This is a genomic window from Persicobacter diffluens (assembly GCF_036244895.1).
Classification (GTDB): Bacteria; Bacteroidota; Bacteroidia; order Cytophagales; family Cyclobacteriaceae; genus Persicobacter; species Persicobacter diffluens.
In genome coordinates, this window is record NZ_BQKE01000001.1 from 1,608,852 (window position 1) to 1,632,861 (window position 24,010).

General features: G+C 42.8%; 16 protein-coding genes. 14 read left to right on the plus strand and 2 right to left on the minus strand.

Features of this window, described 5'->3' with window-relative positions:
- Positions 1–270 precede the first annotated feature (270 nt).
- From metG to AAA970_RS06720, 3 genes are all read left to right on the plus strand, one after another.
- A complete protein-coding gene (metG, locus tag AAA970_RS06710; RefSeq protein WP_338237707.1) occupies positions 271–2,343 on the plus strand; it encodes a methionine--tRNA ligase in 2,073 nt (690 codons plus the stop codon).
- Positions 2,344–2,535: 192 nt separating this feature from the next.
- Positions 2,536–3,576, plus strand: a complete 1,041-nt coding sequence (locus AAA970_RS06715) for a hypothetical protein (RefSeq protein ID WP_338236466.1) — start codon at positions 2,536–2,538, stop codon at positions 3,574–3,576.
- A 280-nt stretch (positions 3,577–3,856) separates the two neighbouring features.
- Entirely contained in the window at positions 3,857–4,789 is a 933-nt protein-coding gene (locus tag AAA970_RS06720; protein WP_338236467.1) for a hypothetical protein, read from the plus strand.
- On the opposite strand, the gene AAA970_RS06725 is transcribed toward AAA970_RS06720, so the two are convergent.
- Complete coding sequence (locus tag AAA970_RS06725) at positions 4,766–5,848, minus strand: aminotransferase class V-fold PLP-dependent enzyme (RefSeq protein WP_338236468.1); 1,083 nt, start codon at positions 5,846–5,848, stop codon at positions 4,766–4,768. The two genes, AAA970_RS06720 and AAA970_RS06725, sit on opposite strands and share 24 nt — an antisense overlap.
- A 190-nt stretch (positions 5,849–6,038) precedes the next feature.
- Here AAA970_RS06725 and AAA970_RS06730 point away from each other — a divergent pair, with 190 nt between their 5' ends.
- From AAA970_RS06730 to AAA970_RS06755, 6 genes are all read left to right on the plus strand, one after another.
- Positions 6,039–7,991, plus strand: a complete 1,953-nt coding sequence (locus tag AAA970_RS06730; protein ID WP_338236469.1) for an OmpA family protein — start codon at positions 6,039–6,041, stop codon at positions 7,989–7,991.
- A gap of 12 nt (positions 7,992–8,003) precedes the next feature.
- Positions 8,004–10,070: a dipeptidyl-peptidase 3 family protein gene (locus AAA970_RS06735; RefSeq protein WP_338236470.1), complete on the plus strand. Its 2,067-nt coding sequence runs from the start codon at positions 8,004–8,006 to the stop codon at positions 10,068–10,070.
- Positions 10,071–10,691: 621 nt separating this feature from the next.
- Positions 10,692–11,729 (plus strand): PorP/SprF family type IX secretion system membrane protein, encoded by a 1,038-nt coding sequence (locus tag AAA970_RS06740; RefSeq protein ID WP_338236471.1) that lies wholly within the window; start codon positions 10,692–10,694, stop codon positions 11,727–11,729.
- A 62-nt stretch (positions 11,730–11,791) separates the two neighbouring features.
- The gene (locus tag AAA970_RS06745; RefSeq protein ID WP_338236472.1) at positions 11,792–12,310 is read left to right on the plus strand and encodes a hypothetical protein; all 519 of its coding nucleotides are present in this window, start codon (positions 11,792–11,794) and stop codon (positions 12,308–12,310) included.
- A gap of 17 nt (positions 12,311–12,327) precedes the next feature.
- The gene (locus AAA970_RS06750) at positions 12,328–13,743 is read left to right on the plus strand and encodes a CCA tRNA nucleotidyltransferase (RefSeq protein WP_338236473.1); all 1,416 of its coding nucleotides are present in this window, start codon (positions 12,328–12,330) and stop codon (positions 13,741–13,743) included.
- A 96-nt stretch (positions 13,744–13,839) separates the two neighbouring features.
- On the plus strand, positions 13,840–14,550 hold the full coding sequence (locus tag AAA970_RS06755) for a hypothetical protein (RefSeq protein ID WP_060686150.1): 711 nt from the start codon (positions 13,840–13,842) through the stop codon (positions 14,548–14,550).
- A 241-nt stretch (positions 14,551–14,791) separates the two neighbouring features.
- On the opposite strand, the gene gldC is transcribed toward AAA970_RS06755, so the two are convergent.
- A complete protein-coding gene (gene gldC, locus AAA970_RS06760; RefSeq protein WP_060686151.1) occupies positions 14,792–15,142 on the minus strand; it encodes a gliding motility protein GldC in 351 nt (116 codons plus the stop codon).
- A gap of 720 nt (positions 15,143–15,862) precedes the next feature.
- Here gldC and AAA970_RS06765 point away from each other — a divergent pair.
- The 5 genes from AAA970_RS06765 to AAA970_RS06785 all read left to right on the plus strand — a co-directional run bounded on the left by AAA970_RS06765 (position 15,863) and on the right by AAA970_RS06785 (position 23,929).
- Positions 15,863–16,897: an NADP(H)-dependent aldo-keto reductase gene (locus AAA970_RS06765; protein ID WP_338236474.1), complete on the plus strand. Its 1,035-nt coding sequence runs from the start codon at positions 15,863–15,865 to the stop codon at positions 16,895–16,897.
- Positions 16,898–17,041: 144 nt separating this feature from the next.
- Positions 17,042–18,064, plus strand: a complete 1,023-nt coding sequence (gene holA, locus AAA970_RS06770) for a DNA polymerase III subunit delta (protein WP_338236476.1) — start codon at positions 17,042–17,044, stop codon at positions 18,062–18,064.
- 214 nt (positions 18,065–18,278) lie between these two features.
- Positions 18,279–21,371 carry a tetratricopeptide repeat protein gene (locus tag AAA970_RS06775; RefSeq protein ID WP_338236477.1) on the plus strand — a complete coding sequence of 1,031 codons (3,093 nt, stop codon included), beginning with the start codon at positions 18,279–18,281 and terminating at the stop codon, positions 21,369–21,371.
- Between the two features lie 19 nt (positions 21,372–21,390).
- Positions 21,391–23,031 (plus strand): TonB-dependent receptor, encoded by a 1,641-nt coding sequence (locus AAA970_RS06780; protein ID WP_338236478.1) that lies wholly within the window; start codon positions 21,391–21,393, stop codon positions 23,029–23,031.
- A gap of 157 nt (positions 23,032–23,188) precedes the next feature.
- Positions 23,189–23,929, plus strand: coding sequence for an SPOR domain-containing protein (locus tag AAA970_RS06785; protein ID WP_338236479.1), 741 nt, complete (start codon positions 23,189–23,191; stop codon positions 23,927–23,929).
- The last annotated feature ends 81 nt before the right edge of the window (positions 23,930–24,010 follow it).

The window sequence follows — 24,010 nt, forward strand, 5'->3', positions numbered from 1 at the left end:
ATTTTGCCTAAAATGCCTCGAAATCAGGGGATTCATTGCTTATAGATATTATCAAAGAGATGATCTTACAACTGATTTTTTAGCGACTTACTTTTTCAAAAATTTCCTTGAATGTCTAGCACTTATTTTTTTGCCGTAAAGGCGATAACTATCTGTCCGATAAGTTGAAATAAATCAAAATAAAGGGCATGCTTGAATAATTCGGCTGAATTGTCGTAGGTAAAATACAATTTGCTGCCTGTGATCATTTATCCCCTTCAAAAAAAGCTTATCTTTGGGGCGAATTTTAAATACGCTATGACAAAGCAATCCAAATATACCATTACGGCGGCTTTACCGTACGCCAACGGACCAGTGCACATCGGGCACTTAGCAGGGGTTTATGTTCCTGCGGATATTTTTGTACGTTACCTGCGCTCAAAAGGTGACGATGTAGTTTTCGTTTGTGGAAGTGATGAGCACGGAGTGCCGATCACGATTCGCGCCAAAAAAGAAGGCGTAACGCCACAGCAGGTAGTAGATAAGTATCATGGAATCATTAAGAATGCTTTCAAAGATTTCGGAATTTCCTTCGATATCTACTCTCGTACTTCCAGCAAAACGCATTCAGAAACGGCTTCGGAATTTTTTAAAAAAATGTACGAGGAAGGGAAATTTGTAGAGCAAACTTCCGAACAGTACTACGACGAGAAAAACAATCAGTTTCTGGCCGACCGCTACATCATGGGTACTTGCCCGAACTGTGGTAATCCGGATGCCTATGGTGATCAGTGTGAAAAGTGTGGATCCACTTTGTCACCAAGAGAATTGGGCGACCCTCGCTCAACTATTTCCGGTGAGAAACCGGTTTTGAAAGAAACCAAACACTGGTATTTGCCATTGGATCAATATGAGCCATGGTTGAAGGAGTGGATTTTGGAGCAAAATAAAGACTGGAAATCCAATGTTTACGGGCAATGTAAGTCCTGGTTGGATGCTGGTCTGATGCCTCGCGCGGTAACCCGTGATTTGGATTGGGGTGTACCTGTGCCGGTAGAAGGTGCTGAAGGAAAAGTGTTGTACGTTTGGTTCGACGCTCCGATCGGTTATATTTCGGCGACTAAAGACTGGGCCACTGAAAATAACCAAAATTGGGAAGAGTATTGGAAAGGCGATAACTCCAAATTAGTACACTTCATTGGTAAGGATAATATCGTATTTCACTGTATTATCTTCCCTTCCATGCTGAAGGCGGACGGAACTTATAATATTCCGGAAAATGTACCGGCGAATGAGTTCCTGAATCTGGAAGGCGATAAAATTTCTACCTCCAGAAACTGGGCAGTTTGGTTGCACGAATATTTGCAAGATCTTCCGAATAAGCAGGATGTATTGCGTTACACCTTGTGTGCGAATATGCCCGAGACCAAGGACAATGATTTCACCTGGAAAGATTTCCAGACGAGAAATAACTCCGAATTGGTGGCTATCCTGGGGAACTTTGTGAACCGTGCGGTAGTGTTGACCAATAAATATTATGAGGGGAAAATTCCGGCACGTGGAACTTTAGAGGCGATCGATAAAGAAACCATAGCGACGATGGAAGCTATTCCTGGGCGTGTGGGTGCTTCTTTAGAGAAATATAAATTCCGCGAAGCATTGCAGGCGATGATGGAGTTGGCGCGTTTGGGGAATAAATATCTGGCAGATACCGAGCCATGGAAATTGCAGAAAGAAAATCCGGCTCGCGTTGAAACCATTATGAATATTGCCTTGCAGATTTGCGCGAATCTGTCCATCGTGGCGGAGCCATTCTTACCATTTACTGCGCAGAAATTGGTGGAGATGTTGAACATTGATACCTTAAAGTGGGCAGATGCGGGTAGATTAGACATCTTAGCCGATGGCCACCAAATTAATAAGCAACAGTTATTATTCGAGAAATTGGAAGATCAGGTAATCGACGCACAAGTGCAGAAGCTGGAAGATACGAAGAAAGCGAATGAGGCGGCAAATGCGCCTGTGGAGCCTTCTAAGGATTTGTGTACCTTCGATGATTTCATGAAGATGGACATCCGCGTAGGGCATATCCTGGAAGCGGAGAAATTGAAGAAATCTAAAAAACTATTGAAGCTGAAAGTGGATGTGGGTTTTGAAGAACGCACGATCTTGAGCGGTATTGCTCAACATTTTACTCCTGAAGAGGTGGTGGGTAAAAAAGTAGCCGTATTGGTGAACCTAGCCCCACGTAAGATGATGGGGATTGAGTCGGAAGGAATGGTCTTAATGGCCGAGACCAAAGACGGGTCTTTGAGATTTATGGAGCCTTCCGAGGCGGCAGAAGCCGGAAACATGATCAGTTAAGTCAGTTTTCAATAATATATAAAAACACGGTTCTTTCAGGGCCGTGTTTTTTTTGAATGTTGATTTTTAATTAAAACCTTTAATGAAGCTTGCATAAGATGGTAATTTAAGTCTAACAATTTGGTGTAATTTTTTCTTTCCTTTATCTTTCCGTCTTTAAGTTGCGCAGCCGTTTTCTTTAATTTTTGCTGGATGAATTTTCGAATGAAGATCCCTGTTTTTTTCTTTTTGAGTTTTTGGTTGATCCATTTTACTCATGGACAATCAATTCCTTCTGAGATTGATACTTCGGCCATAAGGGATTTGGTGGATAAGGAAGGCTTCAGGCTTTTTTTTGATGCGCAGTCAGTCACAACGGATACCGTTGATTTTTCTCAGATTATTTCCGTTGATTTCAGAAAAAACAAAGAAATTCATTTATTCTCTCAAGAGTTTGTATGGCGAAGAGATATTGTTGGAGGCTGGACACGCACAAGCCCTCATACTTATCTGCAGGGTTACTTTGATGAGGAGCGTTTCGGAGGTATTTACTATGATTCCGAAAGCAGAAAGCGCCTTTTTGAACAATTTTATTATTATAAAATTTTAGGGGATTCCCTTTACCTATATTCTGCGGAAGATAAAAGTCGCCTGAAATGGGTGCTGAAGATTCTGGAGCTGAATGACTCCTTCATGAAATTTCGCAGTAAACAGTTTGGTGATTTAAAATATGATCGCTCGGATTTTATTATGACCTCTATGCTGGGCGAGAACGTGAACCGTTTTGCGCAAAAAAATGGAAAATTACAATGCGGTGATTATCCGGAAACGCCGGAGAGTTGCGATGCCTGTTTACAATTGAGTGCAGATTTGGTGATGGGAATGTCGGCTCGTTTTTTAAAGCAAAATGTTGATACGGCCTATTTGCATGAAAAGTCACCGGATAAATGGATCCTTAATGATGAGCAAAGCAGAATTGTTTTGGAATTTGAAGATGGCCGCCTGAATCGCTTGCGCTGGGTGGGGGTGGCCGGAAGCGGCAAATACCATTTTTCAGAAGTTTATTTGGGAGATGTTCAGACTTATGTGGAAAAAAAGTTTGGAAAACCATCTAAAGTGGTTTCAATAGATCGATTGCCTAATGCGGAATGGTGGCATTATGATCCATTCCCTTTTAGAATCCAGATCCGTGATGAGCGGGTGCATATCATTGAATTATTTTGGGCTGAAAACTATAAATATCAATCGGACTGATAATTTGCTAGTTCGGCTGTAGTGAGAAAGGGATTAATTTTTTTCGCTTTTTTTCATCGCGATTAGATTTATTTTAGGGTGCGGTTAGATTGTATTGAGAGTCCACATTTTACCGCTGAAGCAGTGGTCTGTTGTATTTGAATGTCCTATATTTTGAATCAAAAACAGATTAATTACATTGAGGCACTCTCCATCATATCTCATTTTTTTTCTTTTATGGCTCAGTTTTAAGCCGCAGGCATTTTCTCAATCGTGGAGGGCAGATTTAGATAGTGCGGAAATGATTGCGGTCTTATTAGGGAAGGATCAGGTATTTTTGGACGGTATTCTTTACCAGGAATGTCCCACCAATATGAGGGTTTCCGAAATAGCGTCTGTCTCTTTTCAAAAAAATGCGGCTCATTTATGGAGTGAGGAGGGATATTTTCACAGGCTGCTGCAGGGCGGTTGGAGCGGTGGCGATAAAACCACTTACCTGGAATGTGTCTTTGCCGAGGGGAATTTTTTCGGGGTTTATTTTGACCGTTCCACCATGAACCATCTCTATGAGCAGCAATATTATTATGCCATTGTAAAGGATTCTCTCTTTTTTTATTCAGATGCTCAAAGGGAAAATTTTAAATTCAGTTTTTATATTGATCGTCTGAACGATGAATTCCTGAAAGTCTCCAGTAAGTTAGTGAACGACAGAATGTATACCCGAATGCCGGTCTATGATATGAATTGGAGTGCTAATATTGGCCATCAGTTTTTGTATCAGGAAGGACGATTACAATGTGGGGATTCACCGGATTATTCTGATGATTGTGCCGAATGCCTGCGTTTGGGGGATGATTTGGTGATCGGCCTGTCCAAAGCTTCCTTGCGTTCCTATCTGGCAGAAGTGGCTTATAAAGAAACCAGCCCGGATAAATGGGTGATTTCAGATGGCCGTAATCGGGTGGTGTTATTTTTAGAAAACGATCGCTTAAAGAGAATAAAATGGATTGGTTTTGCCTCCAGAAGTAGCCTTAATTTTTCAGGAATCAGCCTGGGAGATATGGATCTTTATGTAGAGGAAAAATTCGGAAAGCCGATTCGTGTGGAGGTGGATCCTCAAAACCCGGAGAAGGAATGGTGGTATTATGGACCCTATCCTTTTCGCCTGCAGTTGCTTTCGGATAGGGTCCATGTTATAGAAATTAATGGCTTAGATACGCCACTCCATTATTAAATCCACCAAATACTCAATTTGCTCCTTAGAATGAGTAGGGAAGTTGGCAATCCGGATCTGGGAGGCTTTGGCCTTACCATAACCCGCACCAATGACCATTTGCTTACTTTTGAGGTATTCAATCAATGGGGCGGAACCACCCTCTACATTGGCCACCGCGACCGTGTCGGATTGTAGGTCTGCTTCAGTAACCAAAGGGCTGAGCTGGGGGTGATCCGTGAAAAGCTTTTGCAAAAGGGTCTTTTTATAAAGCGCTTCTCTTCTGATTTGTGTTACGCCCTTGCGCAACATATCCTCCGCAATTTTCCCCAAAAGGTAAATGTTTAATGTATTGGGCGTTTCTATGGTTTGATAGACCTTGCTTTTTTCGACTAATTCTAACAGCGGGTGGTAACTTGGGTAAACCTTTCCATCGGCAGTTAACTGCTCGGCCTTTTGAATGGCTTTAGGACTTACTATCCATACACCCAAACCGGAAGGCAAACCGAAGCATTTTTGTACCGAAAAATAAACGGAGTCAAATTGCTGAAAATCTATAGGAGTGGTTGGGGTGGCCGACACCACATCCAGTGCCATTAGCGCCTCCGGAAATTGCTCACGGGCTTTTTGCATATCCGCATAAGGGTGTTTTACCCCTGTTGCCGTTTCATTAAGGGTGAAGTGGATCAGTTCCGGAGTTTGCCGGATATTGGCCCCCTCGAATTTGGCGCATTTTCCTGCTTCCGCAGTTATGATTTCCGCTTTTTTTCCTAATCGTTGGAAGGCTTTAGCGCATTTGTCCGAAAAAGAACCATGCACAAAGTGAAGGCTGGTTTCGTCTACTAAATTTTCGGCCATACGATCCCATACTTCGGTAGCAGAAGTGGTGAAAACGATTTCATATTCTGCCGGAATTTCAAGTAGCGAACGTAAATTTTTCTGGGTGTTTTGGTATAAATCCTTAAAAGCCTGGGAGCGGTGACTGATCGCCATGACCTGTTCTTTTAAGGCACTTTTGAGGTGATCCTCCAGTGTAAAATAGGTGGCCGAGGGGCCTGGGACAAAAAATAATTGAGGCATATTGGATAAGATGTTAAAGTCAAAGGTTTTGTTGTTCTTTGCTGAAAAATGATATTTTTTCGGCCTTTCAAATTAATGAGAAATCTTCATTATTTTTAGTTTATTCAGGAACAAGCTCTGTATTATTCTTTATATTTCCGTTTCAACGGCATTATGGCACTAATTTTCAATAGCCAGCATTAACAAAATTATGATTAGAAAAATATTTGCGATTATCACGTTGATGTTATTCGGAGGCATAAACCTTTATGCCCAGGGACATCAGGGATTTTCCACTTCCTCCAAAAAAGCAATTAAACTTTATGACCAGGCAACAGTCCTGCTGAAGGCCCGACAGTTTCCGGAAGCAGAGCGAAAGCTTTTTGATGCCCTGAAGAAAGATCCGGATTTCATTGAGGCTCACCTTCGTCTGGCGAGCATCTATAGTTTATACCGCAAGCCTCAATATGAAAAGGAACATTTAGAGAAAGTGGCCACCATAGCGAATGGGAATCCGAAATACGCTAAAGTCTATGGTAAATTGGCCGGTGTCTATTTTAATGAAGGGCGATACGATGATGCTTTGGCCATGGGGAAAATGCATATGCAGGCCCGGCCACCAGAGCGGGAAGCAAAGCAAACCGAATGGGTGATGGAGTGTGCGGCTTATGCGAAGGAATTAATGAGCGAACCGGTGCCCTTTGTGCCAAAGGAGATGGACGCCAATGTGAATCAGTTTGCTTTGCAATATTTTCCGGTAGTTACAGTGGACGAAAAAACCTTGATTTTTACACGTCGGGTTGGTAACGGCCGCACAGATACGGAAGATATTGTGATTTGTAATAGAAGGGAAGACGGCAGCTGGTCAGATCCGGTGTCTATTTCTGACCGGATCAATACCGAGATGAATGAAGGAACCTGCACTATTTCCTCAGATGGGAAAATGTTGATTTTTACCTCTTGCAGTGGAGAAAGAAAGAGCTTCGGGAGCTGTGATTTATACGTGACCTATAAAGTTGGAGAAGAATGGAGTGAACCGGAGAATCTGGGGAAAACGGTCAATTCTAGTGCCTGGGAATCTCAGCCTGCCTTAAGTGCAGATGGGCGGGAATTGTATTTTGTCTCTGATCGTCGGGGAGGTTTTGGGAAGCGAGACCTATTTGTGACCTACCGTACGCCGAAAGGCATCTGGACGCCCGCTACCAATTTAGGGAAAGAAATCAACACGAATGGAGATGAAGTCGGGCCTTTTATTCATGTGAATGGGCAGCGCTTGTATTTCTCTTCCAACGGGCATAAAGGAATGGGCGGTTATGATTTCTTCTATTCCGATAGAAAATCTGATGGCACCTGGGGAGAAGTAAAAAACCTGGGGTATCCGATTAATGATCATAAAGATCAGTCCTCTTTGGTAGTGAATGCCACCGGAACTACGGGCTATATCTCCATAGATGATTTGCATGGAGAGCAGCCGGAGTCCAAACTTTATACTTTTGATATTCCGGAAGATCAGCGCATTCCGAACCGAAGCAGCTATGTGGCCGGTACCGTCTTTGATCTAGACACCAAGCAACCATTGGATGCAAAAGTGGAGCTGTATAATGTGGCCAATAATACCATGATTAATACCGTGGTATCAGATCCCGAGAATGGGGGCTACCAAATTGTACTGACCGAGGGAGAGCAATATGCTTTGTTTGTTTCGCGCAAAGGCTATTTGTATAAGTCTATTCCATTCGATTATAAAAGGGTAGAAGGAGAGACGCCTAAGCCGGTGCATCAGGATATTTACCTGGAGCCGATCCGTACGGGCACGGTTACCCGACTGGAAAATGTCTTTTTTGATTCGGATTCCTACCAATTGCGTGAAGAGTCCAAGTCAGAGTTGATGAAGGCAGTGAAATTCCTGGAAGAAAACCCGAAGCTGGTCATGGAAATTTCCGGTCATACGGATGATGTCGGAAATGCCAGTTATAATAAGGAGTTGTCCAAAAACAGAGCAAAGGCGGTTTATGAATTCATGGTGTCGGAAAATATTGATGCCAACAGACTTCGTTATAAAGGCTATGGTATGGATCAGCCGGTGGTGGATAATGATTCCGATGCCAATCGTCAAAAAAATAGAAGAATTGAGTTTAAGGTCATTGGTGACCAATATAATTAATGCATAACCTTTATGAATAAATTTTTTATCACCCTTGGATTGGCGGCCGCTTTGGTGGGTTTGCAATCCTGTGGCGGGAATACTCCGGAAAATTCAGCCCAAACGGAAGTAGCGGAGGAAGCTTCGGATTTTAAATATAAAGTGGATCAGTTTGCTGATTTATCCATTTTGCGCTATAAAGTACCGGGATTTGAAGCGCTAAGTCAGCAGCAAAAAGTATTTGTATATTACCTTTCTCAGGCCGCTTTGGCCGGACGTGATATTATTTACGATCAGAACTATAAGCACAACCTGTCGGTGCGCAAAACACTGGAAGCCATTTTGTCGGCAGAAGGAATGGATAAAAATACGGAAGAATGGAAAGGATTTGAAACCTATGCCAAGCGGGTATTCTTCTCCAACGGTATCCACCATCATTATTCTTCCGATAAATTGAAGCCGGCCTGCTCTCAGGCGTATTTCGAAGGTTTATTGGCCAATATTTCGGAGGATCAGTTGCCTTTAAATGGGAAATCGAAGGCGGATTTCGTCTCTTTTATTGCGGAAGTGATTTTCTCGGATATGGACAATAAGCGGGTGAGCGCTGATCCTAAGACCGATTTGATTCAGTCTTCTGCGATGAATATGTACGCAGATGATATCACGCAAAAGGAGGTTGAGGAATTTTATAAAGCAAAGAAAAGCCCCAACCCGGATCGACCATTGAGTTTTGGATTAAACTCCAAGCTGGTGAAAGAAAATGGGGGAATTGTGGAGAAATTCTACAAAGTAGGCGGCCTGTATTCGGAGGCCCTGGAGCAAATGGTGTATTGGCTGGAGAAGGCCAAAACGGTTGCGGAGAATGAAGGGCAGAAAGAATGGTTGTCGCTTTTGATTCAGTACTATCAGACCGGTGACTTGCAGACTTTCGATGATTTCTCAGTAGCCTGGACCAAGGCCACTGAAGGAGATGTCGATATGATTCACGGTTTCATTGAAGTATATAATGACCCGATGAGTTACCGCGGTTCCTTTGAATCCATCATCGAAATCAAAGATCCGGAGGCCTCTTCCCGCATGGCCGCTTTGGCGGAAAATGCACAGTGGTTTGAAGATCATTCCCCAATTGATAAGGCTCATAAAAAATCAAAAGTAGTGGGGATTTCCTATAAAGTAGTGAATGCTGCCATGGAGTCTGGTGATGCAGCTCCTTCCACGCCGGTAGGGGTGAATTTGCCAAATTCCAACTGGATTCGAAAAGTATATGGCTCGAAGGCGGTTTCTTTAGGAAATATCAAGAATGCTTACGAAGAAGCCGGCGGTCCCGGGATGCTGGATGAATTTTCCTGGTCACAGGAGGAAAAAGAGCGTGCGATTAAATATGGCGTTCTATCGAATAATATGCGCACGGCTTTGCATGAGGTAATTGGTCACGCTTCCGGTCAATTGGAGCAAGGGGTAGGCACGCCTAAAGAAACACTCAAAAACTATTCAGATGCTTTAGAAGAGGCCCGGGCAGATTTGGTGGCGCTTTATTATCTGATGGATCAGAAATTGGTGGACATTGGCGTGATTCCGAATCTGGAAGTTGGAAAAGCGGCTTATGATGCATTTATGAGAAACGGCATGATGCTTCAATTGCGTCGCCTGGAACCGGGAGCGATTATTGAACAAGCGCACATGCGTAACCGCGCCATGATTTCTCATTGGATTTTTGAAAAAGGGCAGGCGGAAGGCGTCGTGACGGAAGAAAAGCGCGATGGTAAAACCTTCTTTGTGATTAATGATTATGAAAAAATGCGTACCCTGTTGGGGCAGTTGCTGAATGAAGTGCAACGCATTAAATCTCAGGGAGACTATAAAGCTGGACAAGCCTTAATTGAAAATTATGGTGTACAAGTAGACGCCAAGATTTATCAGGAGGTGATTGATCGCTATGCACATTTGGATAGTGCGCCTTATGGAGGCTTTATTCAGCCAAAGTATACGGTTATCAAAGAAGGTGATGAAATTAAAGATGTTGAAATTTCTTACCCGGACGATTTTATTCAGCAGATGCTGGAATATGGGAAAGAATACGCCTTTTTGCCAGTGAATTAATTCGGGATAATGCTAAAGAAAAAAAGGTTACCAAATTTATTGGTAGCCTTTTTTTATGTACTTTATTTAAAATTTTTTAGTCAAGATTTTCTGTCAGTGTATACGATTTGGCTTTACCTTCTTATTGAGATGTGATTATAAAAATTTATAGGCAAGACGAAAAATCAAAAAACCTTGTAAGAATTTTGCAAATTCTGGGTGAAAATCAATGATTTTAGATGGAAAATGATTTTTTTTGAAGCGTGAATAGCAATAGGGATATTTCATATAGATATTTTGATATTTATTGGACAAAAAAGGAATTTCCTCTATTTTCATTCATGAGTACTGTTTCTGGCTTTTCTGTATTATTTTTTTGATTATTATTAGAATGACTTATTGCTTTTTCTAATAATTCAGACCGAATAATGGAGTAAGTTCGCTTAACATGAACAAAAGAAGTTTTCTTGTGGGATTTGGATACAGATATTTCGATGTAATGTTTCGTGTGAGCCGGCAACAGCTTTAAGGGATAAGGCCGCTGTGTGGTACTTTTAGCCTCATATTTTGATTAACTAATCAAAATATATATGGTTAATGAGGCCAAGGGGTGCCTTGTACAGCCCAAACCAACATCATCCTATGCATCGAATTTTACGCTTTATATTTATATGCCTGTCATTGATTTTTATTGACAAGCATTGCCAGGGGCAGGACTTTATGTTCTCTCAATTTTATAATGCGCCCTTTTATGTTAACCCTGCTTTTGTAGGGGCTACCCCTTATCATCGGATAACGATGAATAACAGGATTCAGTGGCCACAGCTTCCGCAAGCGGTGCAAACCCATGCGGTCTCCTGGGATTATAATGTCCGCAAACTGAATTCCGGATTTGGGGTAATGGCCTCTTCGGATAGAATTGGTACCGCCAATCTATCCACCAATCAGATGGCCTTTATGTATTCTTATATGCTACGCATTCAGAATAAGTTGATTGTTCGGCCCGGACTCTCCTTTGTGGCGGGAAACAGAAGCCTGGATATGGATAAATTGCTGTTTTCAGATAATAATGGGGTGCAACCCATCCCGCCCAATATCAAGAATGAGTTGGGGATGCATAATATCTTCGATTTTAACACGGGCTTGTTGGTGTATACTCGAAATTATTGGTTCAGTGCGGCGGTTTATCATTTGGCAACGCCTACCTTGACTTTTCAGGAAGATGGTACAGGAACCATTCCGATTAAATATACTTTCGCAGTAGGAGGGAATTTCAAGGTAAAGCAGAACGTATTTAATGCCAAATTGCGTAGTCTGGCTTTTTCTCCAAGTTTGATGTATGAACGTCAGGGGGATTTTGAAACCCTCTCTGCCGGGGTGAAGTACTACCACTATCCCGTAACCATTGGTCTCTGGTACAGAGGGGTGCCTATTCCAATTTATCCGGAGGCCGTGACGAACAACCAGGCTTTTGTGTTCACAATGGGACTGACTTACGATATTTTTGAATTTGGTTACTCTTATGATTTCGGCTTAGGGGGAACAGGTTCCAAAAGTTTTGGTGGAGCGCATGAGCTTTCGATCAAAATCCTGATCAAACGCCATCCATTGAAACGAAGTAAGGATCATTACAAATCTTTACCGTGTCCGGCCTTCTATAAAGAAGAATTATTCTACTAAGAATGGCTTATGCATTTAAAAAAAAGATCGCTTTACCGGCGATCTTTTTTTATTTTTGCAAGATGGAAATAAGACAAAATCGGGATTGGAACAATAAAGTCTGGACCATTTCTCAGGGAAAGAAGAGTTGTTTGGTTTTTTCATTAAAAGAATATGCGCTGTTTGAACAGTTACAGCAGCAAGGCGGCTTTTCTGCGGATCAATGCTATTTACTGGTCAATGAGATCGGCTTGTTGAATATTTATTTTCATGAAGTTCCGGAGACCTCGCTGGATATTCTGGAATTTACAGATCGGCCGGTGGCGCTGAAATTAAATGGAGGGCGTAATGTGCCTGCAGGGATGATGGCTGAAGACGATCGCTTAAATGCCTTTTTTATGAAAGCCGAACATTTTGGTGCGCTGGCCAGAGTACAGCAACCTTTGGTGCTGGTGGAGCTGAAAGGAGGAATATCCGGGCAGGCATGGTTGCAGGCTGAGCAGAATCTGTTAATTTTGCAGGATGATAGTCTGCGGTTCCCTTTTAAGCGCCGGGAAGTGGCCATGGGGACCAATGGGGACATCAAGATTAAAGATCTTTAGTATCCAAAAGGGATTCAATGAATTATAAGTCATATTTAGACCAAATTCCGATTTTTGCTAAAATCGGTGCGTGCGCAGATGCTTTGGGGGTAGAAACCTATGTGATTGGTGGATTTGTACGCGATATTATATTAAATCGTCCGAGTAAAGATATAGATATTGTTTGTGTGGGTTCAGGTATTGAACTGGCACAGGAGGTGGCCAAGGCCGTTGGAAATGTGAAAGTGAATGTTTTCAAAAACTTTGGTACTGCCATGCTGAAAGATGGCGACTGGGAGGTAGAGTTTGTGGGGGCGCGTAAGGAGTCCTATAACCGTGATTCCCGCAAACCGATAGTGGAGGATGGCACTTTGGAAGATGATCAGAATCGTCGGGATTTTACGATCAATGCCATGGCGATTCGTCTGAATGCCGATCATTTCGGGGATTTGATTGATCCTTTTGACGGTATGGGAGATATCGAAAGGAAGATTATCCGTACGCCACTGGATCCGGATATCACTTTTTCGGATGATCCCCTGCGGATGATGCGCGCGGTGCGTTTTGCTACTCAGCTTAATTTTGATATTGACGCGGATACCTTTTTTGCTCTGAGCAAAAATGCGGAACGTTTGTCGATCATTTCCCGCGAACGCATAGCGGATGAAATGAACAAAATGATTCTGGCCAAAAACCCCTCTTACGGCTTCAAATTACTTTTTCAGTCCAGGCTTTTGCATCAGTTTTTTCCGGAGATGGTAGCTTTGCAGGGTGTGGAGGTGAAAAACGGTCGCAAGCATAAAGATAACTTTTACCATACGCTGCAGGTGTTGGATAATGTGGCCGAAATGAGTGATGACCTTTGGTTGCGCTGGGCGGCGATTTTGCACGATATCGCCAAGCCACCAACGAAGCGTTTTCACCCTAAAGCAGGCTGGACATTCCACGGGCATGAGGATAAAGGGGCACGCATGGTGCCAGCTATTTTCCGTAAGCTGAAATTGCCTATGAATGAAAAGATGAAGATGGTGCAGAAGTTAGTGCGCCTGCATCTTCGTCCGATTCCATTGGTGAAAGAGGAAATCACGGATTCCGCCCTTCGTCGTTTACTGTTCGAAGCAGGGGAAGACCTGGAGCGTTTGATGATGCTTTGCCGTGCGGATATTACCTCTAAAAATGAGCGTAAGGTCACACAGTATCTGAAAAATTTCGACATTGTGGAGGAAAAGCTGCGCATAGTGGAGGAGAATGATCAGGTACGAAATTTCCAGCCACCGGTATCGGGAGAGGATATTATGGAATATTTTGATTTAAAACCTTCCCGTGAGGTAGGGCTTATCAAGGATGCGATAAAAGAAGCAGTTTTGGAAGGCGAAATCAAAAATGACAAAGAAGAAGCTTTTGCTTTGATGATTAAATTAGGAGATGAAATGGGGCTGAAAGCCGCAAAATAAATGGAAAGGGGTATGATCCCCTTTTTTCTTGTTAAATACTGTTAATTTTTATCTGATGGGTGATTTTTTCACTTATCTTCAAAGAAAAATTTTTTTATGAAAAGAATATTATTGGTGTTCGCCTTGATTTTGGGATGGAACGGCGTGCAGGCACAGGAGGTAGCAACAGATACACAAGATGAGCTTCCGAAAATTAATATTGCCGATTTTTATCATATTAATGATGCGGTTTATCGTCGTGCTATGCAGTATAATGACATGGGAGTGGCCAAGGATGCCCTTTACCGATTGATTACTGTTGATCCGCAGAATGATTCGCTTTTGGTGAATTTGGCCAATATTTATTTTGAGCAACGCCAGTGGATTTCAGCCGTTTTGGCTTCCAAAGATGCAAAAACGGTTAACCCGAATAATGTGGCGGCGCTACAAATTGAGGCGTATGGTTTGCAGTATTTGGGGGTGAAGGATAAGGCAGCCGAAGCTTTTGAGGCCTGGTATTTAAAGACTACCGAGAAGGAGGCCCTTTATCAGTTGGCCCTTTTGCAACTGGAGTTGAAGAAATATGCCGAATGCGAAACCAATGTGGATATTCTGTTAGCAGATGCGGAATACATCAAAAATACTGCTCAGGTAGAGGGTACCGAGGGGAACCAGGTGACCATTCCGATGGAAGCAGTTCTTTATAACCTGAAAGGAGTAGCAGAATCTATTCAGGGCAATAAGGCAGAAGCTAAAAAGCTGATCGGAAAAGCAGTGGAGATCGCTCCGGAATTTAAAATTGCCAAAGATCGCCTAGCGACATTATAAATAGACACGCGTGGCTTGCGTATAAAAAAGGGATGAAGTTGGAGCTTCATCCCTTTTTTTGTTTTCCGGGAAAAATGATGGAATAGTTTCCTGTTTCGAGTTTTTCTCATGGCAGCAGATAAAGCCGGAAAATGGCAATTCACCTAAGCCTGGGTTATTATGAAATCAGTAGCATCCATCTCCATAATACAATAGAGCCCTTTTTAGTGTAACTCCTAAATATATAGGGGGATAATTTGGGCTAGGCTTCTTTCTTGCCGTTTTCCATTTCTTCAATATGGCGGCGCATCATTTTATCTGCCAGGGCTTTGATGTCACTGGCCATTTCTTCGTCTCCCGTTGAGTTTAGCAGGGTTTGGGCCATGCCACCAAGGGTATCAATACAGAATCTTTTCATTTGATCTACCGGCATTTCTTTGTCCCAAAGATCAATTCGAAGGGTGTTCAGCTGCTTTGGATCCCAGATTGACAGGCTGAAAGCATGAGTTTCCTGCATTTGATCAAATGGGCCGTCTGTGGCATCCCAAAGGATTTTTTCGGGTACGTTGTTTTCATCCAGTTCAACGTCGATTTTTATGCTTGATTTTTTCATGGTTTCAGGTCTTATTTGATTAAAATTCCAAAAAATTTGAACGACAAGACTGCCGTTTGCTCTTTTGTGCTGGCAATAATATTGAAATTTTCCTCCAAAAAAAATTGTTGACCCGCGAAGGTATCCGAATGTCTGCTTAATGATTTTCGTATCCCGGGAGATTAAACCGGATTATGCATACTTAAATCTTTCTTTAGCTGCAGGATGGGAAAAATGAAGGAATTTTTCTGTTTCGAGTTTTTCCCAAAGAAGCAAAGGAATGAGGGGGAAGTAAGCCTACTTAAATTGGGGCTATTGTAAAATCTTCAAAATTATCGTAACACATTGTTGGTGTGTCTCTTAGGGGGTGAATCTAGCGGGAATAATTTGGGTGATTTTTCTGTTCCTTTAATAGGATAGGGGGAGCACAGTCAGTGGCCTGTTTCGAATTTGGCAGGGAAGCGATTTTGGTGATAGTTTGATCGGTCATTTATACCTAAATACATTGAAAGACCACTCTTTAGCCCGAATGATTGCAAAAGGGGGGAGGAGTAGGGGGATTATAGGCATATCCGAAAAGTGCATTTGTGGCTAAGGACTTCAAGGTGGGTTCATGTGATCATTTTTCTGTATTGAATCATATAAAAAAACAATAATAATTGTCTTCTATCGCACTTTTTTTTCCTTGTGGGAATTAATTTGCTTGGTATATTTGAGCGCTTGTTAAATCTTCATCAATTTATGAAATACTCCAAATTAGGAAATACATCGCTCGAGGTGTCTAAGATATGCTTAGGAACCATGACCTTCGGGCAACAAAATTCTGAAGCAGAAGGCCACGAACAGATGGATTACGCCCTGGATCAGGGGGTGAACTTTTTCGATACCGCCGAGCTGTATTCCATTCCTCCCAAGGCCGAAACGCAGGGATCTACCGAACGCATTATCGGAAGCTGGTTCAAGAAAAACGGGAATCGTGATAAAGTGATTTTAGCTTCCAAAGTGGCGGGTCCGAATCCAAATTTTAAATGGTTCCGTGGAGGCGCTGATTTTTCCCGTCAACAAATTCGGGAGGCTGTTGAGGGTAGTCTGCAGCGCCTGGGGACAGATTATATTGATTTGTATCAATTGCATTGGCCGGATCGCTCCACCAACTTCTTCGGCCAATTGGGTTATGAACATCAATCGGATGACGTGACGGACTTTGCCGGTATTTTAGAGACCATGCAGGAGTTGATTTACGAAGGGAAAATCCGTTATGTGGGCATTTCCAATGAAACCCCTTATGGCTTTATGAATTATCTGCATTTAGCGAACAGCAAAAAAATGCCCAGGGTCATGTCCATTCAAAACCCTTACAATTTGCTGAACCGTTCATTTGAAGTCGGTAATGCGGAAATTGCCATTCGGGAACAGGCCGGTTTGCTGGCTTATTCACCTTTGGGTTTTGGCGTACTTTCCGGCAAGTACCGGAATGGTCAAAAGCCGGAGAATGCCCGAATCACCATCTGGCCGCATTATAGCCGATATTCTTCGGAGCAATGTGTTCAGGCAGTGGAAGGCTATGCTCAGGTGGCCGAAAAGTATGGTTTAAGCCTTACCGAACTTTCTTTGGGTTTTGTGAATAGCCGTCCCTTTCTGACTTCCAACATTATTGGAGCCACGACATTGGAACAGTTAAGAGAAAATATCGCCACCGTTAATGTGGAGATTACGGAAGAGATCATGGCTGATATCAATGCCGTGCATCAACAGTTTCCGAATCCGGCGCCATGATGGCCGTGGGAAATAAAATATATTAGGAGCTTCGGCTCCTTTTTTATTGCCCTACAGATTTTCTATTGCCCTACTTTCCGCTATTTTTGTGAATTAAGAAGGGGTACTCCCTTCAAAATTTGTCTGAATTCAGCCTTTACCTGTATGCCACATAAAGCCGAGGACGTTCTGAAGCAACTTCGGAAAAAAGAATACGCCCCAGTTTACTTTCTGCAGGGCGATGAGCCTTATTTTATCGATCAAATTGCAGATTATATTGAAAAAAATGCCCTTCAGGAGCATGAAAAATCTTTCAATCAGATGGTGCTTTACGGGAAAGATGTTGCGGTGAGCGATATCCTTTCTCAGGCAAGGCGATTTCCCATGATGGCAGAGCGTCAGGTAGTGATCGTCAAAGAGGCACAGTCTATTAATGGCTTCACCAATAAGGAGCCTTCAGAGCTGATGGTGAATTACTTGAAGCAGGTGGTCCCTTCTACCATATTGGTTTTCTGTTTTAAAGGAAAATCTCTGGATAAGAGAAAAGCAATTTATAAGGCTTTTGAAGAATATGGTATTGTGGTGGATGCCAAAAAGATGTACGATAATCAGCTGCCGGCTTGGGTAGGCCGATATGTTCAGTCTTTGAAATGCACCATTACCGAAGAGGCCAGCTATTTATTGACGGAGCATATTGGAAATGATTTGGATCGGTTGACCAATGAAATCGCTAAGATTCAGACCAACTTCGAAGGGCCGGTCAACATTACGCCTGAGCTTATTGAAAAATATGTCGGCATTTCCAAAGACTATAATGTATTCGAAATGCAGCGGGCCCTGGCCTCCAGAGACGTATTGAAAGCCAATAAAATTGCACAGTATTTTGCAGCGAATCCTAAAGAGCACCCTTTGATTCCACTGATTTCGGTCCTATTTGGTTTTTACTCCAAATTATTAATTGCTTCCCGTCAGCAGGATAAATCGGAGGCCGGACTGGCCCAAGTACTTCGATTGCCTCCTTTCGTGGTCAGGGAGTATAAGCAGGCCCTGCATTTGTACAATGTACAACAGCTGATGGCTAGTATACAAGCCCTTCATCTGGCGGATTTACAATCCAAAGGGGTGGAGAGTGGGCAAAAAGACGAAGGGGCTATCCTGACGGAGTTGGTCTACAATATTTTACATTAAAAAAAGGGTAGTGGACTTTTAACCAGCTTTTCGTTCTTCAAAGCAAGGTCGAAAAAAATCCTCTCCTCTATCGGATAAGCGCACAAATATGCTTATTAAGTCAATTCTTTGATGTATTTTGAGGAATATTTTGTGCTTTATGAATTTTTCCTGATCAGTCTATGATGATCAGCTAACTTAGATGGCAATCTAAATGATGGTGAAAAAATTGCTTATGGCGGCAATGTTGCTTAGTGCTACAGAAGCAACCTATGCCCAAACTTCGGAAGGCCAGCAGGCCCCTCACCGAAAATACTCCCGCGGACTGGAATTAATGCAGCAGGGGAATTTCGTGGCGGCGCGATTGGCCTTTGAGTCCTACTTAAAAACTCAGAATGCGGCTTATCGAGCGGAGGCCGCCTATGGTCAGGCCAAAAGTGCCATTCAGGTGGAGGATATCGACGGCCTGCCACTGATGGAAGGTTTTATTAAAGAATACCCAACGCATCCTAAGCATCATTTTGCGCTGAAGGAGGTCGGGGATTATTACTACCGCAAGAAAAAATACCCTCAGGCGCTCAATTATTACGAGCAGGCGGATACTTATCAATTGGATGAAGCGGCGGCGCTGGAAGTGAACTTCCGCAAGGCATACGCCTATTTTTCCCAGGAAAATTTCGATCAGGCATTTCCACTGTTTGCAAATATCAAGCGGGTATCCGGACCACACCAGCATCAAGCGGCTTATTATGCCGGGGTGATTGCCTATCAGCAGGAGAAATATGATCAGGCCATCAGTGATCTCAAACTGGCGGCGGAAGATGATCAGTATAAGGCACAGGTGCCTTATATGGTGGCGAATATCTACTATCAGCAAAACCGCTATGAAGAACTGGTGGCCTATGTGGAGGAGAGCAAAAAGATTCCCCGTTTGGCCAATAAGCGGGAGATGATGTTACTTTCCGGTGAAGCTTATTTCCAGATGGGGCGTTATGAAAAAGCAGGAGAAGCATTTGATGCTTATTTGAATAATAACAGATCCACGCTTTCGGCGGACGTTTTATACCGCATTGCCTATACCTATTACAAATTGGGCGAAACGGAGAAAGCGGTAGACGCCTTCAAAAAGGTTGCGGCATCTGAGGATGAATCTGCGGTTCTGGCATCTTATTACTTGGGGCAATTGTACCTGAAGCAGGGCAATGATACCTATGCGCTGACGGCTTTTAATCAGGTGAGGCAAGCAGAAGTGGAGCCTGCCCTGAAAGAAGAAGCAGAGTTTCAGTTCGCGTATTTGAATTATAAATTAGGCCGACTGGATGTGGCAGTGGAGGCACTCCAAGCCTTCGCAGCGAATTATCCAAGGTCCAGATATATACATCAGACCAATGATTTGATTGGAGACGCTTATTTGCATACCCGAAATTATGAGAAGGCGCTGAATTATTTTGATCGTATCCCTAATAAATCCGCCAAGGTGCGTCAGGCTTATCAGGAACTGGCTTATAAACGAGGAGTAGAATTATTTAATAATAACCAGCCAGCTGAGGCCATTCAGCTTTTTGAGCGATCACTGACTTATCCATTGGATCCGGAATTTGAAAATCAGGCTTATTACTGGATAGGGGAGGCAAAATCGATTCAAAAGGAATGGGGCGATGCCATCAATGCTTATGCCCGCGTATTTGTCATTACAGCGCCAAACAGCCGCCTTTATACCAAGTCCAATTATGGAATGGGTTATGCTTTTTTTAATTCGAAGCAGTATAAAAAAGCTATTCCGCATTTCAAGGATTATACCCGTAGCCTGAGAATGGCCAGCGATAAAATGTTCTATAACGATGCACTTTTGCGTTTGGGAGACTGCTATTATGTGACCAAGGATTATTCTCAGGCGAAGAAAACCTATCAAATGGCCATTGATGAGCATTTGACCACCCAGGACCATGCCTGGTTTCAGAAAGGAGTGGTGGCACAGCTGACCGGAGATGTGAAAACAGCTGAGCGTTCTTTTGATTATCTGATTAATTTGAAGCCTCAGAGCACTTATTATAGCAAAGCCTGTTTGCAAAAAGGGCAATTGTATTTGGAAAATACCCAGTATCAAAAAGCCATTGCTTCTTTTGATGAACTGATTCAGAATAACCCACAGAGTGCCTATGTGCCATTGGCCATTTTGAAAAAGGCAGGAGCACAGTACAACTTGCAGCAGTATCCGCAAGCATCGAAAAGTTATATTTCTATTATCGAGCAGTATCCGCAAGACCCAGTGTCGGAAGAGGCCTTGATGGCCCTTCAGGAATCTTTGGCTGCCGCGGGTAAACCGGAGGATTTCGGGAAATATTTAACCGCTTATAAGGCACAGCATCCGGATGGTAATCTGACGGATGTAGAGCTGGAATCTGCCAAAAGCCTGTATTATGCGCAAAAGTATGATGCGGCCAAAGGGCAGCTGGAAAAATTCCTGCAGCAGTATGACCATACCGCAGCGGCTTCGGAGGCCCGTTACCTGATGGCGGAAATTTATTATCGTACAGACCAACTGCCGCAGGCATTGGAATGGTACAACAAGGTGGTGAAAGACGGAAAGAATAATTATATCAATAAATCCCTTTACCGTCTGACGGATTTGTACCGTGAGCTGGGAGATTATCCGCAGGCCATTACTTATGGTCGTCAGTTTGCTTTGAGAAGTAGCACGAAGAAAGAGCGTTATAATGCATGGTCTGGCTTGATGCGATCCTATTTTGAATTGCAGAACTATGATTCGGCGGTATTTTTTGCCTATCAGGTGAAAGAAAAAGCAGCCGTGAATGTGAATGCTTCCAATTTGGCCAATCTTTATATCGGAAAGTCATTATTGGCAGAAGGAAAACGACCAGAAGCCATGGATATGTTTGTGGAGTTAATGAATTCTGCTAAAGATGAAAACGGGGCAGAAGCACAATATTTACTGGCGGATATTTTCTATCAGCAAAAGCAACATAAGCAGTCGGTGGAAACGCTTTACGACCTCTCTCAAAACTTCGGGATTTATCCAAAATGGGTAGGCAAAGCTTATTTGTTGATGGTAGACAACTATGTGGCAATGGATGAGCTGTTTCAGGCAAAAGCTACGCTGACCTCTATAATAGAAAATGCCAATGATCCTTATTTGGTGAGGGAAGCACAGGTGAAGTTGGAGTCTGTGGAAAACCTTTTGGCTAAGCAGGTGGCGGTTAAGGATACTACTAAAGTCCAAATTGCCGAGCCGGATAGTGTGGTGGAGTCCGGAGATATTGTGGATGCCGATGGTGCCCGTAGCGCTTTAGAAACTGAAATCGATTAACCCGCTGACCGAATTGAAAATGAAAAAGACGATATTTTTATTCACAGGGATGATGCTGGCCACCGGATGGGTGGCTGCACAGGAACAGGAGCAAATACAGGATGCTCGCATTGTGATTGAAAAAAACAGAACCAATGAGGTGCAGGTCGAGGAACGTTCCTTCGAAAAAATTGCGCCTCCGCGCCAAAATCGTAATGCGCCTATAGAATTGAATTATCAACCAGTGGAATTTCAGGCGGAATTAAGTGCCCTTGATCCGAGTATTCGGGTGTTAGGGCTGAAAAGTCCCAAATTACCGAAATCTTCCAGTAATTTCTTTCGGGCAGGATTCGGGAACTATATCACGCCATTGCTGGAGGGATATGTGAATACGGTGCGGAATAAGAATATGGATGCCGGTTTGTATTTACGCCATTATTCTTCCCTTCAGGGGCCGGTAGACAAAAAGAACTCGGCCAGCTCCGAGAATATTTTGGGCGGGCAATTTAATTATTACGGTAAGGGTGCCAGCCTGAATACCCACATTGATTATCAGCGTTGGGGTAATCGTTTCTATGGTTATCCGGCAGGGACAGAAGTGGTGTTGGATGATATTAAGCAAAACATCAATTTCTTCAATTTAGGCTTTGACCTGAAGAATACCATTGAAGATGCTAATTTGGATTATAAATCCAGTTTGAATTACCATTATACCGGAGACCGCTTTGAGGCTTCAGAAAATTGGGTGGAATTTGACGGAGACTTCCTGTACAATTCCGGTGATGTTTGGCAGGCGGGCGTAATGGTGGAGCTGGACTTTGCTGCTCGTCAGGATTCTTTGGTAAGTGATAATCGCCTGGGCTTGCAGATTATTCCAAATGTGAAAATGTCTTTCGATCAGTTTGATCTCCGTCTGGGGCTGAATTTTGCTTATCAAAACGACACGACAGATCATCTGGACAATTTTATGGTATTCCCTCATTTTGAAGGAATTTACCATATGGGAGAGTATTTTGAAGTATTTGCCAGCCTAAAAGGAGATTTGCATTTCAATACTTATCATAACGCGATTCGCTATAATCCATGGATGGCCGCTAACTTTGCGCTTTATAATTCTGCCACACCCTACGATTTTACTGTTGGGGGAAGAGGGAAATTTTCTCATTTTCTAAGTTATGAAGCCCAGGTGGGTATCGGGCAGGTGAGTAACCTGATGACGGTAGTGAATAATCCCTTGGATCAGGCCGGTTTTTACACCCTTTACGACGGAGGGAAAACGACCCTGTTTCATATTGAAGGGCATTTGACTTATGAAGGAAATGGCATCAATGCCGGTACAGATTTGCGATTGAATACTTATGGAACCGATCAGTTGGAAGCGGCTTACCATTTGCCCAAGCTGGATTTAGCTTTATGGGGAAATTATCAATTCAATGATAAACTTTCTTTTGGGGCAGACCTTAAAGTATTAGGGGGAATAACCGCAGCCAATGTTGAAACCGGTGCTACCGAAAATCTGAAAACCATTATTGATTTGGGTGCAAAGGCCGATTATAAAATTACAGAGCAGTTTGGAGCCTTTGTGACCATTGACAATATGCTGGCGCAAAAATATGAGCGTTTTCAGCATTATCCGGTAAGAGGTTTTCAAATGATGGTGGGCGCTACCGCTCAATTTTAACCCATTGATATATGGTATATTGAAGTGATCTCCTTAAAAATTCAGGCTTGAATTTGTCCGTTTTATGATAAAAAAGCAGGATTTTTTAGGGAGATTTCTTTTAATTTCATTTAATTACAAATAATTAACCTTTTTTTCACTTTAGCGGCTTAAAAGAATGGCTGACATCAACGACTTAAACAACCCAAATGAGGAGAATGAACGCAAAGATGAGTTCGATGCGGATAATTTTGGGCTTCCAAATGTGAATTTTGACAATAATGAGGATCAGGGCTCTACTTTTGAAAGTGATCCCCCTCAGAATGAATTTTTCTCTCACTATCAGGAGGAAACACCGGAGGAAGAGCCTGAGGAAGAGTTTTCTTTCGCTGAAAATCAGGATTTTACTTCAGATTTTGATATTGATGAGGAAGAAGAAGAAAGTAATAAGAAAACATGGATTTGGATTTCTGTGATCTTAGTTCTTTTAATAGGAGGTGGGGTTATGTTTTGGTTATTGAGCGGAGAGGAAGAACCTGTCGTTGCTGAAAAACCAAAAGTGGAAGAAACAAAACCTGTTCAGCCGGAACCTGAGCCAGAGCCAGTTGTAGAGGAGCCGGAGCCATTAGAAGCTAATGTTGACAACGATGGTGTTTCAGGGATTGAGCGATTAACTTCACTTTCAGGAAATTTCCATGTAGTAGTAAAAAGTTTTCTGGATGGAGATTTAGCATTGGATTTTGCTAAATCATTGGAAGCAGAAGGTAAGATGGTTTACTTATTCCGCTCTCCAAAGAAAAATGGCATTAGTTATCACCGTGTTTCTTTAGGGAAATATGCCACAGAAGAGGAAGCGAATGAAGAACTGGATCTTTACAAATCCAATTTTGGTGAGGATGTGTGGATCAAAAAATTCTAGACTCAAAATAGCTTAAACGTTTTAAAATAAAAAAGCCTCGGTAATGTACATTGCCGGGGCTCTTTTTTTGGGCTCAGGCAT

Coding starts and splice junctions, on each gene's coding strand:
- gldC (WP_060686151.1), bottom strand. CDS start 15,142: ATGAAAAAATCAAGCATAAAAATCGACGTTGAACTGGATGAAAACAAC.
- AAA970_RS06740 (WP_338236471.1), top strand. CDS start 10,692: ATGCATCGAATTTTACGCTTTATATTTATATGCCTGTCATTGATTTTT.
- AAA970_RS06715 (WP_338236466.1), top strand. CDS start 2,536: ATGAATTTTCGAATGAAGATCCCTGTTTTTTTCTTTTTGAGTTTTTGG.
- AAA970_RS06780 (WP_338236478.1), top strand. CDS start 21,391: ATGAAAAAGACGATATTTTTATTCACAGGGATGATGCTGGCCACCGGA.
- AAA970_RS06735 (WP_338236470.1), top strand. CDS start 8,004: ATGAATAAATTTTTTATCACCCTTGGATTGGCGGCCGCTTTGGTGGGT.
- AAA970_RS06750 (WP_338236473.1), top strand. CDS start 12,328: ATGAATTATAAGTCATATTTAGACCAAATTCCGATTTTTGCTAAAATC.
- AAA970_RS06765 (WP_338236474.1), top strand. CDS start 15,863: ATGAAATACTCCAAATTAGGAAATACATCGCTCGAGGTGTCTAAGATA.
- AAA970_RS06725 (WP_338236468.1), bottom strand. CDS start 5,848: ATGCCTCAATTATTTTTTGTCCCAGGCCCCTCGGCCACCTATTTTACA.
- holA (WP_338236476.1), top strand. CDS start 17,042: ATGCCACATAAAGCCGAGGACGTTCTGAAGCAACTTCGGAAAAAAGAA.
- AAA970_RS06785 (WP_338236479.1), top strand. CDS start 23,189: ATGGCTGACATCAACGACTTAAACAACCCAAATGAGGAGAATGAACGC.
- AAA970_RS06755 (WP_060686150.1), top strand. CDS start 13,840: ATGAAAAGAATATTATTGGTGTTCGCCTTGATTTTGGGATGGAACGGC.
- AAA970_RS06775 (WP_338236477.1), top strand. CDS start 18,279: ATGGCGGCAATGTTGCTTAGTGCTACAGAAGCAACCTATGCCCAAACT.
- AAA970_RS06730 (WP_338236469.1), top strand. CDS start 6,039: ATGATTAGAAAAATATTTGCGATTATCACGTTGATGTTATTCGGAGGC.
- AAA970_RS06745 (WP_338236472.1), top strand. CDS start 11,792: ATGGAAATAAGACAAAATCGGGATTGGAACAATAAAGTCTGGACCATT.
- AAA970_RS06720 (WP_338236467.1), top strand. CDS start 3,857: ATGATTGCGGTCTTATTAGGGAAGGATCAGGTATTTTTGGACGGTATT.